This is a genomic window from Rhodococcus sp. 14-2483-1-2, assembly GCF_002259405.1.
In the GTDB taxonomy this organism is placed as follows: domain Bacteria; phylum Actinomycetota; class Actinomycetes; order Mycobacteriales; family Mycobacteriaceae; genus Rhodococcoides.
Genome location: NZ_NPFW01000022.1, coordinates 633887 through 649845, shown reverse-complemented (window position 1 = coordinate 649845; position 15959 = coordinate 633887). Strand labels below are relative to the sequence as shown.

General features: G+C 66.0%; 13 protein-coding genes. 11 read left to right on the top strand and 2 right to left on the bottom strand.

Features of this window, described 5'->3' with window-relative positions; all coding sequences use genetic code 11:
- The first annotated feature begins 29 nt into the window (after positions 1–29).
- A complete protein-coding gene (locus CH295_RS24035) occupies positions 30–1565 on the top strand; it encodes a cobyric acid synthase (RefSeq protein ID WP_094742076.1) in 1536 nt (511 codons plus the stop codon).
- A 106-nt stretch (positions 1566–1671) separates the two neighbouring features.
- Positions 1672–2238: an alpha/beta fold hydrolase gene (locus CH295_RS24030; RefSeq protein ID WP_094634225.1), complete on the top strand. Its 567-nt coding sequence runs from the start codon at positions 1672–1674 to the stop codon at positions 2236–2238.
- 6 nt (positions 2239–2244) lie between these two features.
- Here CH295_RS24030 and mtr read toward each other — a convergent pair whose 3' ends face one another.
- Positions 2245–3630, bottom strand: a complete 1386-nt coding sequence (gene mtr / locus CH295_RS24025) for a mycothione reductase (protein ID WP_094742075.1) — start codon at positions 3628–3630, stop codon at positions 2245–2247.
- Entirely contained in the window at positions 3627–4667 is a 1041-nt protein-coding gene (locus tag CH295_RS24020) for an alpha/beta hydrolase (RefSeq protein ID WP_170946039.1), read from the bottom strand. The genes mtr and CH295_RS24020 overlap by 4 nt, the downstream gene beginning before the upstream one ends.
- A gap of 191 nt (positions 4668–4858) precedes the next feature.
- Between CH295_RS24020 and mqo the strand changes: the two genes are divergently transcribed.
- From mqo to CH295_RS23975, 9 genes are all read left to right on the top strand, one after another.
- Positions 4859–6379 carry a malate dehydrogenase (quinone) gene (gene mqo / locus CH295_RS24015; RefSeq protein ID WP_037189608.1) on the top strand — a complete coding sequence of 507 codons (1521 nt, stop codon included), beginning with the start codon at positions 4859–4861 and terminating at the stop codon, positions 6377–6379.
- 11 nt (positions 6380–6390) lie between these two features.
- A complete protein-coding gene (locus CH295_RS24010; RefSeq protein WP_027496727.1) occupies positions 6391–6867 on the top strand; it encodes a GNAT family N-acetyltransferase in 477 nt (158 codons plus the stop codon).
- 242 nt (positions 6868–7109) lie between these two features.
- The gene (locus CH295_RS24005; protein WP_170946038.1) at positions 7110–9056 is read left to right on the top strand and encodes a magnesium chelatase subunit D family protein; all 1947 of its coding nucleotides are present in this window, start codon (positions 7110–7112) and stop codon (positions 9054–9056) included.
- Positions 9057–9066: 10 nt separating this feature from the next.
- Positions 9067–9687, top strand: a complete 621-nt coding sequence (cobO, locus tag CH295_RS24000; RefSeq protein WP_094742073.1) for a cob(I)yrinic acid a,c-diamide adenosyltransferase — start codon at positions 9067–9069, stop codon at positions 9685–9687.
- The gene (locus CH295_RS23995; protein WP_037189602.1) at positions 9681–11075 is read left to right on the top strand and encodes a cobyrinic acid a,c-diamide synthase CobB; all 1395 of its coding nucleotides are present in this window, start codon (positions 9681–9683) and stop codon (positions 11073–11075) included. The genes cobO and CH295_RS23995 overlap by 7 nt, the downstream gene beginning before the upstream one ends.
- A 12-nt stretch (positions 11076–11087) precedes the next feature.
- Positions 11088–11474: a cobalamin biosynthesis protein gene (locus CH295_RS23990; RefSeq protein WP_094742072.1), complete on the top strand. Its 387-nt coding sequence runs from the start codon at positions 11088–11090 to the stop codon at positions 11472–11474.
- Positions 11475–11476: 2 nt separating this feature from the next.
- Positions 11477–12493, top strand: a complete 1017-nt coding sequence (locus CH295_RS23985; protein WP_037189600.1) for a zinc-binding alcohol dehydrogenase family protein — start codon at positions 11477–11479, stop codon at positions 12491–12493.
- A 57-nt stretch (positions 12494–12550) separates the two neighbouring features.
- The gene (locus CH295_RS23980) at positions 12551–14218 is read left to right on the top strand and encodes a DUF7800 domain-containing protein (RefSeq protein ID WP_037189599.1); all 1668 of its coding nucleotides are present in this window, start codon (positions 12551–12553) and stop codon (positions 14216–14218) included.
- Between the two features lie 53 nt (positions 14219–14271).
- Positions 14272–15954, top strand: coding sequence for an ABC-F family ATP-binding cassette domain-containing protein (locus tag CH295_RS23975; RefSeq protein ID WP_094742071.1), 1683 nt, complete (start codon positions 14272–14274; stop codon positions 15952–15954).
- Positions 15955–15959 lie beyond the last annotated feature (5 nt).

Sequence of the window (15959 nt, the reverse complement as noted above, 5' to 3'; positions counted from 1 at the left end):
GCCTGCGGAGTGAACAGAAATATGATGCCGTGAGTCCGAAAGGTGCCCTGCTGGTTGCGGGGACGACGTCGGATGCGGGCAAGAGTGTGTTGGTCGCCGGGCTCTGCCGGATGCTGGCGCGCCGCGGGGTGCGGGTGGCTCCGTTCAAGGCGCAGAACATGTCCAACAATTCGGTGGTCACGCTCGACGGCGGTGAGATCGGCCGAGCGCAGGCGATGCAGGCGGCGGCCTGTGGCCTCGAGCCGAGTGTGCGCTTCAATCCCGTGTTGCTGAAACCGGGAAGTGACCGGACCTCGCAGTTGGTGGTGCGCGGGCGTGCCGTGGCGCAGGTGAGTGCGAGCAACTACATCGAGCATCGGCAGTCGTTGCGCGCTGTGGTGGCAGACGAATTGGCCTCTCTGCGGACGGAATTCGATGTGGTGATCTGCGAGGGCGCAGGCTCGCCCGCCGAGATCAATCTGCGCGCAACGGACTTGGCCAACATGGGGTTGGCGACGGCGGCGTCTCTTCCGGTGATCGTGGTGGGGGATATCGATCGCGGGGGAGTGCTGGCTCATCTGTTCGGCACCGTGGCGGTGCTGTCTTCGGAGGATCAGGCGCTCGTCGCCGGGTTCGTGATCAACAAGTTCCGCGGTGATCCTGCTCTGCTGGCACCCGGTCTCGACCAGTTGCGCGCGTTGACGGGACGTCCGACGTACGGTGTCGTTCCGTTCGCCGACGGATTGTGGATGGACGCCGAGGACTCACTCGGAACCGTTCCCGATGCTCCGGTGGGGCGACCGCGTGCACCGCACGGCTCGCAGTGGCTGCGCGTCGCGGCGGTGCGTTTGCCGAGAATCTCCAACACCACCGATGTCGAGGCGTTGGCCTGCGAGCCCGGGGTGTCGGTGCATTGGGTCACCGAGCCGTCCCGGCTCGAGGACGTGGACCTGGTGGTCGTCCCGGGCAGCAAGTCCACCGTGTCTGATCTGGAGTGGTTGCGGCGCAACGGTCTTGCCGATGCGATCGCGGCACGCGGGGCTGCGGGCCTCCCGGTTCTGGGGATCTGCGGTGGATATCAGATGTTGGGCCGAACGATCGACGACACCGTCGAATCCGGAGCCGGTGCAGTCCGGGGTCTCGGTCTGCTCGATCTCTCGGTCGAGTTCGCGGCCGACAAAGTGCTCGCGCAGGTGGCGGGGCGATCGGTGCAGTTCGGCACGCATTCCGTGTCGGGCTACGAGATTCACCATGGGCAGGTTGTGCAGAACGGCGACGACGCGTTGTCGACCTCCGCGTCGGGTATCTCCGAAGGCAGCCTGCGCGGCAGCGTTCTCGGTACCCACTGGCACGGACTGCTCGAGTCCGACGATTTCCGTCGGTCGCTGCTCACCTGGGTGGCGGAGAAGTCGGGTCGCACGGGATTCGAGGTGGCATCCGACACGTCGGTTGCGGCGTTGCGCGAGCAGCAGTTGGACTTGCTGGCCGATCTGGTGGAGGACAACATGGACATCGACGCCGTCCTCGATCTCATCGAGCACGGCGTCGATCCGGGCCTCGACACGATCGTCAGCCGCGTGTCGTGAAAGGCCGGCGACTCACCGGTATGCCGACCAGGTCTTCGGTTCGTGAGTCGGTCGGTCGGGGGCCTGCTCTTCCTCCGCCTCGACCGCAGGCAGTACCGTCGTCCCCATGGAGTTCACGCATGTGAGTGCTGCGGGTGGGCAATGTTCGGTGCGAGTGGCAGGCCCGGACAGCAGGCACGCCGTTCTCTTGCTTCCCGATGCAGGCGATCCGGTGGATGTGTACGACGCCGTCAGTGAACGGCTGCACAATTCGGATCTGAAAACCGTTGCGCTGGAAAGCATCGACGGCGTCAGCGACGACGCGATCCTCACGGTTCTCGACGAGCTGAAACTGTCGTGGGTGCATCTGGTCGGCAGCGGAGCGGGTGCGGAGTCGGCATGGACGTTGGCTGCCAAGACCTTCGGGCGCTTCGCCAGTCTGATCGCGGTGAACCGTTGTCACCCCGCGATCGCGGACGAGCAGGGCACCGTGCGTGCCGCGGACTGCCCCCCGGTCGAGTTGCCGACGACACTGGTCGTCGGGTCCTCGCTGGGCCGCGCATCCGCCGACGCGAGCGGAAGGTTCGTCTACTCGGACTTCCGGGTGGTCCAACTCGACGGCGGCGCGAATGTCGTCGCCGACGAGCCGGCTGCGCTGGCCACCGAGATCGTGCTCCGCACCAGCCCCTGGTAGTCGGAACTACAGTTCGAGCCCCAGCAGGGCGTTCTCGACCACCTCGGGCAAGCCGGGGTGAATCCAGTACTGGCCACGTGCCATGTCCTGGGCCGACAACCCGAAGCTCATCGCCTGGATGAGGGGCTGAATCAGGGTCGGGGCCTGCGCACCGATGATGTGCGCGCCGAGGATCTTTCCGGTGCCCTTCTCGGCGATGATCTTGCACAGACCTTCGCTGTCCTCCATGGCCCAGCCGTAGGCGACATCTCCGTAGTTCTGGACCTTGACGGTGATGTCCAGGCCGGCGTCGCGGGCTTGCTCTTCGGTCATGCCCACCTCGGCGATCTGGGGATCGGTGAACACCGCCGCGGGAACGAACCGATGGTCGTTGGTTCGTAGGGCCGAGGTATCGCCGTGCCACGCGTCCTGCAGCAGGTTGTACTGGACGACCCGAGCTTCCTGGTTGGCCACGTGCTTGAGCTGGTACGGAGACGAGACGTCGCCGAGCGCGAACACACCCTCGGCCGTGGTGCGTCCGAATTCGTCCACCACGATGCGGCCGTCGTCGTCGAGCTCGATGCCTGCGGTGCCGAGATCCAGACGGTCACCGTTGGGCTCGCGGCCCACGGCGACGAGGAAGGCGTCGCCGAGAACCCTGGTGCCGTCGGCCAGTTCGACGCCGTGCAGCGCGCCCTCGGACACTGCGCGGGTATCACCGGAGTCGAGATGGACGTCCCACTTGGCGCGGGCGAGATCGGTGAACCGCTTCGAGATGTCGGCGTCCAATGCGCGGAGCAAGGTGTCCTTGCGAGCGACGAGCGAGACCTTCGAGCCGAGTGCCGAGAACACGTGCGCGAATTCTGCTGCGATGTAACCGGATCCGAGAATCACCAGATGCTCGGGGAGCTCGGGCAGACGCATCACATCGCTGTTGGTGTGGTACGTGACGCCCGAATCGGCGATGGACTGCGGCACCACCGGCCGCGATCCGGCGGCGATGACGACCTGGTCGGCGGTGATGACGGAACCGGTGCCGGTGTCGATGGTGCGTGGGCCGACGAAGGTGGCATGCCCCTCGAACAGGGTGACGTTGGGGCTGCCTTCGGCGCGGTAGCGCTTGCCGCCCTCCGAGATGGGGTCGATGCGGCCGAAGACGCGGTCGACGATGTCGGGCCAGCGCACGCCGTCCACGTGGGCGTCGACGCCGTATTTCGCGGAATCGCGCACCGTGCGAGCGACTTCGGCGGCGTAGACGAACATCTTCGTGGGAATGCACCCGACGTTGAGGCAGGTGCCGCCGAAGGTGGAATTCTCTTCGAGCAGAGCGATCTTCTTGTCCTCGAAGCGCGAATCGGCGATGGAGTTGCCCGATCCGGAGCCGATGATCGCGATGTCGAAATGCTCGGTCATGAAATGTGCCCGCTCTCGGTATGGTCTTTGCCCGACGCGTGGTCGGTGCTTTCGCTTCGATGCAACCACTCGATCCACTCGTCCATTTCCTCGAAGGCCCGCGCGCGCGGAGCCTCGGTGGACAGGAAGACGTCGTGCCGGGCTCCCTCGATGGGCACGATCGTGGTGCGGTCGCCCAGGCAGCCGGCCCACCGGGCGATCTGACGGACGTCCAGTACGGCGTCTGCGGCGTCGACTGCGGAACTGTACCGGCGTGAGAAGTGCGTCACTTTCGAGCGCAGAATCAGTGCCGGGATACCGATGTCGAGGCCGCGATGGAGTTCGGCATGACCGTGGCGCACGGCGCGGATCCAGCCGAAGGTGATGGGGAAGCCGGCGAGTGGTTTCCAGTCGAGGTCGTAGTCCCATTCGCCGTTCTCGGACGCAGCGAGCGACAGTCCGTAGGTGTCGAGGCCGCCGCCGGGGACCTGTGTCTTGGACCTGAATCGGCCGATGACGTCGATCGCTGCGGTGCCGACGCTGCGAATGGCGGGTGGGCCCTGCAGGTCGAACCAGGGGCTGTTAAGGACCACGCCTGCCAGGCCGAGACCGGCCGACCCGCCTTCCCGGCGGTTGAGACGGTTGAGCCACAGCGGCAACACGAGACCGCCGGTCGAGTGCGCCATGAGCAGCACCGGGGCACCTGCGCGTTCTGCGCGGACAAGGGCGAGAGCCTCGTTCAGCTCGGTGTCGTACATCGCCAGATCGGTCACGAAGTGTGCGGTCTGCCCTTCGCGGCGCGAGCGTCCGCACTTACGCAGGTCCAGTGCGTAGAACGCGTACCCCTTCGCGGCGAAGTGCTCGGCGATGTGTCGCTGGAAGAAGTAGTCGGTGAAACCGTGGACGTAGATCACCGCGCGGTCGAAATTCGCGGCACCCGACGGTTGATATCGCACGAGAGTGGCCTCGACCTGCCCCTCGCCGTCCGGATCGTCACCGAGTGGAATGGTCGTCTGTTCGTAGCCGTCGCCGAGGACATCGGGCACCCAGGTAGTCACAGATCACAACTGTAGTGGGCGCCGCGGACGGCGTCCGAGGAGCACAATCGAGACCGGGTTGACGTGGTGTCCGATGGGGTAGGCCCAGCTAGTAACCTGACCGCATCGGGTGAGTAGCCCTCTACAGCAGAGTTCTCCGGTCGATACCGCCACCGGCCGAGACCTCCACAGACAAGGAAGTCGATTCTCCAGTGTCCAAAGATGAGCAGGGTAAGCGGATCAAGACCGACGTCGTTCTGGTCGGTGCCGGAATCATGAGCGCCACCCTCGGTGCGTTGCTCCGTCAGCTCGAACCGAACTGGTCGATCGACGTCTACGAGCGGCTCGATGCGGCCGCGGCCGAGAGCAGCGACGCGTGGAACAACGCGGGCACCGGCCACTCGGCACTGTGCGAACTGAACTACACGCCGCAGAACAAGGACGGCAGCGTCGATATCGCCAAGGCGCTCAACGTCAACGAGCAGTTCCAGGTCTCGCGTCAGTTCTGGGCGCACGGCATCGAGACCGGCGTGCTCTCCGACGCCAAGAACTTCATCAACCCCATTCCGCACGTGAGCTTCGTGCACGGGGCCGAGAACGTGAAGTACCTGCGGGCGCGGTACGAAGCGCTCGTGGGCAACCCACTGTTCGCAGGCATGGAGTACATCGACTCCAAGGACGAGTTCTCGGCGCGACTGCCGTTGATGGCCAAGGGCCGTGACTTCTCCGACCCCGTGGCACTGAACTGGAGTCAGGAGGGCACCGACGTCGACTTCGGTGCGCTCACCAAGCAGCTGCTGAACTACCTGTCGTCCGCGGGCGGCACCGTGCACTTCGGACACGATGTGCGCAACATCACCAAGCAGTCCGACGGCAGCTGGGACGTGAAGGTCGCCAACCAGCGCACCGGCGTCAAGAAGACCGTCAACGCCAAGTTCGTGTTCGTCGGCGCAGGCGGCGGCGCACTGCACCTGCTGCAGAAGTCCGGGATCGCGGAGATCAAGGGATTCGGCGGCTTCCCGGTCAGTGGCGAGTGGTTGCGGTGCACCGATCCCGCACTGATCGAGCAGCACTCGGCCAAGGTGTACGGCAAGGCCTCTGTCGGCGCTCCTCCCATGTCGGTGCCGCACCTCGACACCCGCGTGATCAACGGCCAGCAGGGTCTGTTGTTCGGCCCGTACGCAGGCTGGTCGCCCAAGTTCCTCAAGCAGGGCAAGATCACCGACCTGCCCTCCTCGGTCAAGCCCGGCAACCTGATGTCGATGCTCGGAGTCGGCGTGACCGAGCTCGGACTCGTCAAGTATCTGGTCAGTGAGCTGGCTCAGTCGCAGGCGGATCGTGTCGAGACGCTGCGCGAGTTCGCGCCCTCGGTGCTCGGCGAGAACTGGGAGCTCGTCACCGCGGGTCAGCGCGTCCAGGTGATCCGCAAGAAGGGTCGCGGCGGCGTGCTCGAGTTCGGTACCGCCGTGGTCAATGCTGCGGACGGCACGATCGCAGGTCTGCTCGGTGCCTCTCCCGGCGCATCCACCGCCGTTCCGGCCATGCTGGACGTGCTGCAACGGTGCTTCGGAGACAAGTACGACGCCTGGCAGCCCAAGCTCAAGGAAATGGTCCCGTCGCTCGGTGTCAAGCTGGCTCAGAACAGCTCGTTGTTCGACGAGGTCTGGGGCTGGACGTCCAAGACTCTGGAACTCGAAAATGCTCGTGAGCTCGCACAGCCCACGGGTGTGTGATAGCAAAAGGTATGAATACGCAAGCAGCAGCTCTCAAACGATCATGGGCACTAGACCTGTCCAACAGCACGTTGTACGACCTGTTGAAGCTGCGTGTCGAGGTGTTCGTGGTCGAGCAGGCATGTGCGTACCCGGAGTTGGACGGGCGTGACCTGCTGACCGAGACACGGCACTTCTGGCTCGAACGGGACGGCGAAGTGGTGTGCACACTCCGCCTGCTCGAGGAGCACGACGACGGTGAGAAGGCGTTCCGTATCGGCCGGCTCTGCACGCAGCGCTCGGCCAGGGGACAAGGCCACACCACGCGGATTCTGCGAGCCGCGCTTGCCGAGGTCGGTTCGGCTCCATGTCGGATCAACGCTCAGAGCTACCTCGTCGACATGTACGCCAAGCACGGCTTCCTGCCCGACGGCGAAGAAGTTCTCGAGGACGGCATTCCGCACACGCCGATGCGTCGGGGCGGCGGCACTGCCTGGAGCGAGGCCTGACCTTCCGCAGTACTCGATCGACGAATGCCACACCCGGTCCATACCGTGTGTGGCATTCGTTCGTTCGGCGGTAGTGTTCGGTTCGAAGTCGGTCGCGGAGAAGTCCTGTGTCAATCAGGCGCGGTCCCGCCACTGTGTTCAGGGGATTCTTCGAGCAGAAGATTCCCCTGTCAGCCAGATCGCCGCTCGGCTTCGCGTATCTCGACCGAACGTCCGGCGCGGAACTCCGGGCACGAAGGGAATTGGCTGTGCAGCGAAGTGGGAGTGTTCCCGAACCGGGATATCCGTTCAGTGCGATCGTCGGTCAGGATCAGCTGAGGTTGTCGTTGATCCTGTGTGCCGTGCACCCCGGTATCGGCGGTGTACTGGTGCGAGGGGAAAAGGGCACCGCGAAATCGACGGTGGTGCGTGCCCTCGCGACACTGCTGCCCGCCGTGGAGGACGAGGACGGGTCGCGCCCGGCGAAGCTCGTCGAACTTCCGGTGGGAGCGACCGAGGATCGAGTGGTGGGGTCCATCGACCTCGAGAAGGTTCTGCGCGACGGCGAACGTGCGTTTCAACCCGGTCTCCTCGCGGCTGCGCACCGTGGTGTTCTCTACGTCGACGAAGTGAACCTACTGCACGATCATCTGGTCGACGTGCTGCTCGACGCGGCCGCGATGGGTCGTGTTCACGTCGAGCGTGACGGTGTATCTCATTCACACCCAGCGCAATTCGTCTTGGTCGGCACGATGAATCCCGAGGAGGGCGAGCTTCGTCCGCAGCTGCTCGACCGGTTCGGTCTCGCAGTGGAGGTGACGGCGTCCCGCGATGTGGACGTCCGCATGAACGTCGTGCGCCGCCGGATGAACTACGAGCGTGATCCGCATGCGTTCGCCGCCCGGTTCCGCGACGACGATATCGCTGTGGCCGAGCAGATTCTGGCCGCTCGGAAAATTCTCGACGACGTGGTGTTGAGCGACAAGGAACTTCGGCGTATTGCTGCCCTTTGTGCGTCGTTCGACGTCGACGGTATGCGCGCCGATCTGGTGCTGGCTCGTACCGCCTCCGCGCACGCCGCGTGGCGGGGCGCGAGCGAGGTGACCGAGGAAGACGTGCGGGTTGCCGCCGAACTGGCTCTGCCGCACCGGCGTCGGCGCGATCCCTTCGACGAGCCGGGCATCGACGACAAGCAGTTGGACGAGGCCATGCGGGACGCGGCCGAGCAGGCCGAGCAACAACCCGACCCGGAGCCCGACCCCGACGGCGGCGGGGGAGCGCCCGATCCCGAGGCTCCCGACGACGCCTCCCAGTCCCAGTCCCCGTCCTCCGACACGCAGTCCTCCGATTCGCACGACGAGTCGGCGCAACCACCGCCGTCCTCGGGGGCCGGCAGCGAGAAGCAGGCAGGTGGTCCAGGAGCGCAGTTCAGAGCACGATTGCTCGAGGTTCCCGGAGTGGGCGAGGGCGCGCCGGGTCGCCGCTCGCGGTCACGGTCCTCGCACGGACGGTCGGTACGGCCCACCGTCGAGGCAGGCAAGGGTCTGCACCTGGTGGGCACTCTGTTCGCCGCGGCCGAGCACCAGGTCGTCCGCGGCCGCACCTCCGGCCGGTTGAAGCTCGAGCCTGCGGATCTGCGGGGCGCGATCAAGGAGGGCCGCGAGGGCAACTTGATCGTGTTCGTCGTCGACGCCTCGGGTTCGATGGCTGCGCGAGATCGACTGTCCGCGGTGACCGGTGCGGTGCTGTCGCTGCTGCGCGATGCGTATCAGCGCCGCGACAAGGTCGCCGTGATCACCGTGCGCGGCACGGAAGCCGAGACGGTATTGCCGCCGACGTCCTCGGTTGACGTGGCCGTGACGCGATTGCGGAAGATGAAGACCGGTGGCAGATCGCCACTGGCGCAGGGCTTTCTGCAGGCACGTGAACTCGTTCTGCGAGAGCGTGTTCGGGACCCGCTGCGGCGCGCGCTGGTGGTCGCGCTGACCGATGGACGGGCCACCGGAGGTACCGACCCTGTCGGCCGGGCCCGGATCGCCGCGGGACGCATCGCGTCGGACAAGATCGCCTCCGTGGTCGTCGACTGCGAATCGGGAATGGTCCGCCTCGGACTCGCCGCAGATTTCGCGGCGTGCCTCGGCGGCGGTTACGTGGCCCTCGCGGATCTGTCGGCGGAGCAGGTCGCTGCCGTCGTTCGCGCAGCGGCGTAGGGGGTACGCGATGCCTCAGGGTGTACCGGCTCCCGGAACCGTTCCGCAGGACGGCCTCACGACGCGTCAGCGTCGCAATCTGCCCGTGCTCGCCGTGCACACCGGCCCGGGCAAGGGGAAATCGACCGCCGCATTCGGCATGGCGTTGCGGGCCTGGAATCAGGGTTTCGACGTCGGAGTGTTCCAGTTCGTCAAGAGCGCCAAGTGGAAAGTCGGCGAGGAAGCGGCATTTCGCACCCTCGGCGAATTGCACGAGAGCACCGGGGTCGGCGGAGCCGTCGAATGGCACAAGATGGGCGAGGGCTGGTCGTGGACTCGAAAGAAGGGCAGCGACGTCGATCATGCCGAGGCCGCGGCGGAGGGCTGGCAGGAGATCGCTCGACGAATCCAGCAGCAGTCGCACCGGTTCTACGTGCTGGACGAGTTCACCTATCCACTCAAGTGGGGGTGGGTCGACGTCGCCGAGGTGGTCGACGTCCTGACCCACCGACCGGGCAATCAGCATGTCGTCATCACCGGACGCGACGCGCCCCGTGAACTGATCGAGGCGGCGGACCTGGTCACCGAGATGGCCAAGGTCAAGCATCCGATGGACGCGGGACGCAAGGGTCAGCGAGGCATCGAATGGTGAACGCGTCCTGTCCCGCAGTGGTGATCGCGGCCCCCGCGTCGGGCAGCGGAAAGACGACGGTGGCCACCGGACTGATGGGTGCGCTGCGCAATGCCGGTCGCACCGTCGCACCGTTCAAAGTGGGGCCGGACTACATCGACCCCGGATATCACTCGCTCGCGGCCGGGCTCCCGGGCCGCAACCTCGACGCCGTGATGGTCGGTGCCGACCGCATCGGGCCCCTGTTCCGACACGGCAGTCGAGGATGCGACATCGCGGTCGTCGAGGGCGTCATGGGACTGTTCGACGGCAAGATCGACATGACCGGACCGGGGGAGGCCTCCGCCGAGGGATCGACCGCACGAGTGGCCGCGATGCTCGGTGCCCCGGTGATCCTGGTGGTCGATGCCCGCGGACACAGTCAATCGCTTGCCGCTGTGCTGCACGGCTTCTCGACGTTCGACGCCAGCGTCCGCATCGGCGGAGTGATTCTCAATCGCGTCGGCAGTCAGCGGCACGAGGACGTGTTGCGCCAAGCGTGCGAACGGGTGGGTGTTCCGGTACTCGGCGCGTTGCCGCGCATGAGCGAACTGGTCGTCCCGTCACGGCATCTGGGGCTGATCACCGCAGTCGAACACGGTGGTGCCGCAACCGATGCCGTCGACGCGATGAGCGCCCTCGTCTCCCGGTTCGTCGACATCGAGGCAGTGAGTGCCCTAGCGCGATCGTCGGTGACAGCACCGCAGTGGTCCCCGGAGAACGAGGTACACAGCTCCGATGGATCGCCCGTCGTCGCGGTTGCCGGTGGCCCCGCATTCACCTTCGGATACACCGAACACGTCGAACTGCTCCGCGCAGCCGGAGCCGACGTGGCCGTGTTCGATCCGCTGCGTGACGGATTGCCGCCCGGCACAGCAGGAGTCGTTCTTCCCGGTGGATTCCCGGAGGAGCATGCGGCCGCACTGTCGGCGAACGAACTACTGCTCGCGGACGTTCGAGCAGCGGCGGCCCAGGGATTGCCGATCCACGCCGAATGCGCCGGATTGCTGTATCTGGCACGGCGATTGGACGGTCATGCCATGGCCGGGGTCGTCGACGTGGACGCGGAATTCGGGAACACCCTCACTCTGGGATATCGCGACGCGGTTGCCCTCGAATCGTCGACACTGTTCGACGCGGGCACCCGCGTCACCGGCCACGAGTTCCACCGAACGAAGCTCGTCGCAGTGCGCGAGGCGGCGTCGGCTGCCTGGGGCTGGCACAAGCAGAGCCCCGACGGCAGAACCGCGGCGCGCGAGGGCTTCGTACAGGGCGGCGTCCACGCGTCGTACCTGCACACCCATGCCGCGGGCAATCCCGAGTCGATCACCCGATTCGTCTCCGCTGCCATCGACTACGCGCGCGTGTAGAGCCGGCCCAGAATGCGGGTGGTCGTCGGAATAGGTGCCCGAGCCGGCGTCGCTGCCACCGACGTCGTGGTCGCGATCTCCACAGTGCTGCAACCGGACTGGCATGTCGAGGCCATCGCCTCGATCGACCGAAAAGCAGAACTGGTGGCCGCGGTGGCGTCGAGCATGGGGGTTCGGGGCGTGACCTACTCGGCGAGTGAACTGTCGACCGTCGTCACGCCCACCGTGTCGGTCCGGGTTCTCCGTGCCGTCGGAAGTGCCAGCGTCGCCGAAGCAGCGGCGCTGCTGGCCGGTCGTTCGACGGAGTTGGCGGTACCCAGGTTCGGTCTGGACGGTGTCACCGTTGCCGTTGTCGCGCTCTGCCTTGACGGTGGACCGGGGGTTCGGGCCATCCTGTAGGTATGACCGAGACGATGAAAGCCGTTGCCTACACCCGCTCGCTTCCGATCGACGATCCCGCCAGCCTCACCGATGTGGTCATCGACGTGCCCACCGCGGGGCCGCGAGACCTGCTGGTCGACGTGAGAGCGGTGTCGGTGAACCCGGTGGACGTCAAGGTCCGTGCCGGCAGCGACCCGCAGGGCGTCCCGAAGGTCCTCGGGTTCGACGCCGCTGGTGTGGTGCGCGCCGTCGGTGCCGACGTCACCATGTTCGCACCGGGGGACGAGGTCTACTACGCGGGAGACATCGGCAGACCCGGGACCGACTCGCAGTTCCATGCGGTGGACGAACGCATCGTGGCGAAGAAGCCGACGACCCTCGATTTCGCACAGGCCGCGGCGTTGCCGCTCACCGTGATCACCGCCTGGGAAGGACTGTTCGACAAGCTCCGCATCACTGCCGAGACCACCGGAACATTACTGATGGTGGGAGCCACCGGAGGTGTGGGATCTGTTGTGCTGCAGCTTCTTCGGACCCTCGTTCCCGGCGTACGCGTGATCGCGACGGCAGCGGACGAGGACGCCGTGGAGTGGGTCCGTTCTCTCGGTGCAGCCGACGTCGTGAATCACCGCCGCGATCTTCGCGACGAAGTACGTCGAGTGGCACCGGACGGCATCGACTACGTGTTCACCGCCCATTCCTCCGGGCAGGTCGAGATCTACGCCGACCTGTTGACGCCGTTCGGACAGATAGTCGCGATCGACGATCCCGAGACGCTCGACGTTCTCCCGCTGAAGACGAAGGCGATCTCGTGGCACTGGGAGTTCATGTTCGCGCGTCCGATGCACGACACACCGGATCTGATTCGCCAGCACGAGCTGCTGACCAGGGTGGCCGAGCTCGTCGATGCGGGTTCGGTGCGCACCACCGCCACGACGGTTCTGTCTCCGATCGACGCCGAGCAGCTACGCGAAGCGCATCGGTTGGTCGAGGCCGGGCACGTACGGGGCAAGGTCGTGGTCGCTGCCCGCTCGTGAGAACCGATCCGCGCCACTGACTGGCGAAAGCGGGCCGACGCGGGCAATGTGGAACCAATGACTTCCGACAGCACCGTCCTACTCGGCCCGATCGTTCGGTACGTCGGTACCGAGACGGCGACCCTGTGGTTCGAGATGGCCGAATCGGCGACGATTTCGGTCGTCACCGACGCCGGCGTCCGGGGTTCCGAGCGGACGTGGGGAGTGCACGGCCACCACTACGCGCTGGTGCCGCTCGAGGGACTACCGGCCAACGCCACGGTGACCTACGAGGTGTTCGTCGAGGACCGTCGCGTGTGGCCGCCGGAGGGTCGGACGGCCGCCATCCACACCGTCGACGCCGAGGGACCTGTCACCCTCGCCTTCGGATCGTGTCGACGGGGCGACAACTACAGCGACGAATCCTTGAAGCAGATCGGGGCCGACGCCTTGGCCGGGCTGGGGAACGCGCTGATCGAGCAGGATCCGAGTCGGTGGCCGCAGGCGTTGCTGCTCCTCGGTGACCAGGTCTACGCCGACGACCCGTCGCCGGAGATCGTCGAACGGCTCCAGGCGCGCCGACGCTCGGGCGAGGGTCCCTCCAGTGCGATCGGGACCGACGCCGAGAACGAGATCTGCGATTTCGAGGAGTACTCCTGGCTGTACCGGGAATCGTGGGGACTCGAGCCGGTACGGACCCTGATGGCGAGTATCCCGTCGTGCATGATCCTCGACGACCACGATCTGCGCGACGACTGGAACTCGTCCGCTTCGTGGCGTCGCGACATCGTGACACGGCCGTGGTGGAACGATCGCGTGGTCGGCGCATATTCGTCGTACTGGGTGTACCAGCACCTGGGCAACCTCTCGCCCAAGGAGTTGGCGCAGGACGAGATGTACGCCGCGGTTCGGTCGGCCGACACCGACGCCGAACGAGAGAAGTTGTTGTCCGACTTCGCGATACGGGTCGACCGCAAGCCCGAAACCGGACGCTGGAGCTTCTATCGCGACTTCGGCGACACGCGGCTGATCATGATCGATTCGCGCTGCTCTCGAAACCTGGATCCGGACAACAGAGAAATGGTCGACGAGAAGGAGTGGGCGTGGGTACGCGACCGCGCACTCGAAGCCAGCCCCCGGCACCTGCTGTTCGGGTCGTCGTTGCCCTACCTCATGCTGCCCGCCCTGCATTACCTCGAACAGTGGAACGAGGCTGTGGCGCAGGGCAGTTGGGGGTCGATGCCGGCCAAGGTGGCCGAGAAGATGCGAATCGGCCTGGACCTGGAACACTGGGCTGCCTTCACCAACTCGTTCAACGACATGGCGGCGTTGACGCGTGAGCTCTCCCGCGGCGAGAACACACCCGCCTCGATCATGTGGCTCTCGGGCGACGTCCACTGCTCCTACGTGGCGAACGCGGACTTCGGGGTCGGCGGGCGCGCGGTACCGGCCACGTATCAGCTCACCATGTCGCCGTTCCGCAATCCGCTCGATCTGCCGATTCGTGCGGTCAACAAGTTGGCCATCAAGCGTCCCGCCGCCCGAATTCTGTCCAAGCTCGCGCGCGCGGCCCACGTGGGCCCGTCCGGTGTCGAATGGGAGGCCGAGGCCGGTCCGTGGTTCGCCAACGGCGTCATGCTGCTGACCCTGCACGGCGACTCCGCGCGGTTGCGGGTGCACCACGCCCACGTCGACGATGCGGGCAAGCAGGTGCTCACCGAGACGTCGACCCTGGCCCTCGCCTAGTGGTCGAGTAAACGATTGGCCATCGCCGGGCCGATGAGGTTGGCTGGTTCGTTGTGGCCCACCTCGAACTGAACGACATCGTCTACTTCCTGCCCGACGGACGGCAGCTGCTCAACGGTGTCGGGTTTCGGGTCGGCGACGGTGCCAAGACCGCCCTGATCGGGCCCAACGGAACCGGCAAGACGACGCTGACGCGGATCATCGCGGGTGACGAGACCCCGGACGAGGGGGCGGTGTCGAGCTCCGGTTCGCTCGGGGTGATGCGGCAGTTCGTCGGCCAGCTGCGCGACGACTCGACCGTGCGTGATCTGTTGCTGTCGGTCGCGTCCCCGGCCGTGCGAACGGCCGCGGCGGCATTGGACGCAGCCGAGAACACGATGATCGAGGTCGACGACGAGAAGACCCAGATGAAATACGCACAGGCCCTGTCGGATTGGGGCGATGTCGGCGGTTACGACCTCGAGCCGTTCTGGGACAAGGTCACCACGGCAGCACTCGGAATGCCGTTCGACCGCGCGAAGTGGCGCGCTGCGTCGACCCTCAGTGGCGGTGAGCAGAAACGCCTCGTACTCGAAGCGTTGTTCGCCGGCACCGACAATCTGTTGCTTCTCGACGAGCCGGACAACTACCTCGATGTGCCGGGCAAGCGCTGGCTCGAAGCGACCATTCGCGATTCCGACAAGTCCGTCCTGTTCATCAGCCACGACCGGGAGCTCATCGCCAACGCCGCGAATCGGATCGTGACGCTGGAACCGGGCGTCAGCGGTGCCACCTCGTGGGTGCACGGCGGCGGGTTCGCGACGTATCACGCTGCGCGTGAGGACCGGAATGCTCGGCTCGACGAACTGCGACGCCGGTGGGACGAGGAACTGGTCAAACTCCGGGCACTGGTGCTGCGCCTGCGGGAGAAGGCCAAGTTCAACGACGGGGTCGCTGCTCGCTACCACGCGTCCCAGACTCGGTTGGCCAAGTTCGAGGAGGCCGGACCGCCGGAAGCGGTGCCGTTGAAGCAGCACGTCACCGTTCGTCTGCGTGGCGGCCGAACAGCCAAGCGCGCATTGGTGTGTACGGCTCTGGAACTGACCGGACTGATGAAGCCCTTCGACACCGAGATCTGGTACGGAGACCGCGTTGCGGTGCTGGGTTCCAACGGTTCCGGCAAATCGCACTTCCTGCGGTTGCTCGCCAACGGTGGTACGGATCCGGAGAAGGAACACGAGCCGGTTCAGGAACTGGCCCTCGATCCGGTTCCACACACCGGCACCGCGGTGCTCGGCGCTCGTGTTCGGCCCGGCCTGTTCGCGCAGACCCACACTCGGCCGGATCTCGCGGGCAACACGCTCCTCGACATCTTGCACATGGGCAACGAACACCGCGACGGCATGGGCCGAGAGGCTGCCGGCCGGGCACTGGACCGCTACGGTCTGGCCCGCGCCGCCGAACAGTCGTACGACAATCTCTCCGGAGGCCAGCAAGCGCGCGTCCAGATTCTGCTGCTCGAACTCTCCGGTGCCACCCTGTTGCTGCTCGACGAGCCGACCGACAACCTCGACCTGATGTCCGCAGACGCACTCGAAGACGCGATCGCAGCGTTCGACGGCACCGTCATCGCCGTGACCCACGACCGGTGGTTCGCTCGCAGCTTCGACCGATTCCTCGTGTTCGGCAGCACCGGTCAGGCCTACGAATCCGATGAGCCCGTATGGGACGAAAAGCGGGTGCAGCGCGCGCGGTAGCGTTT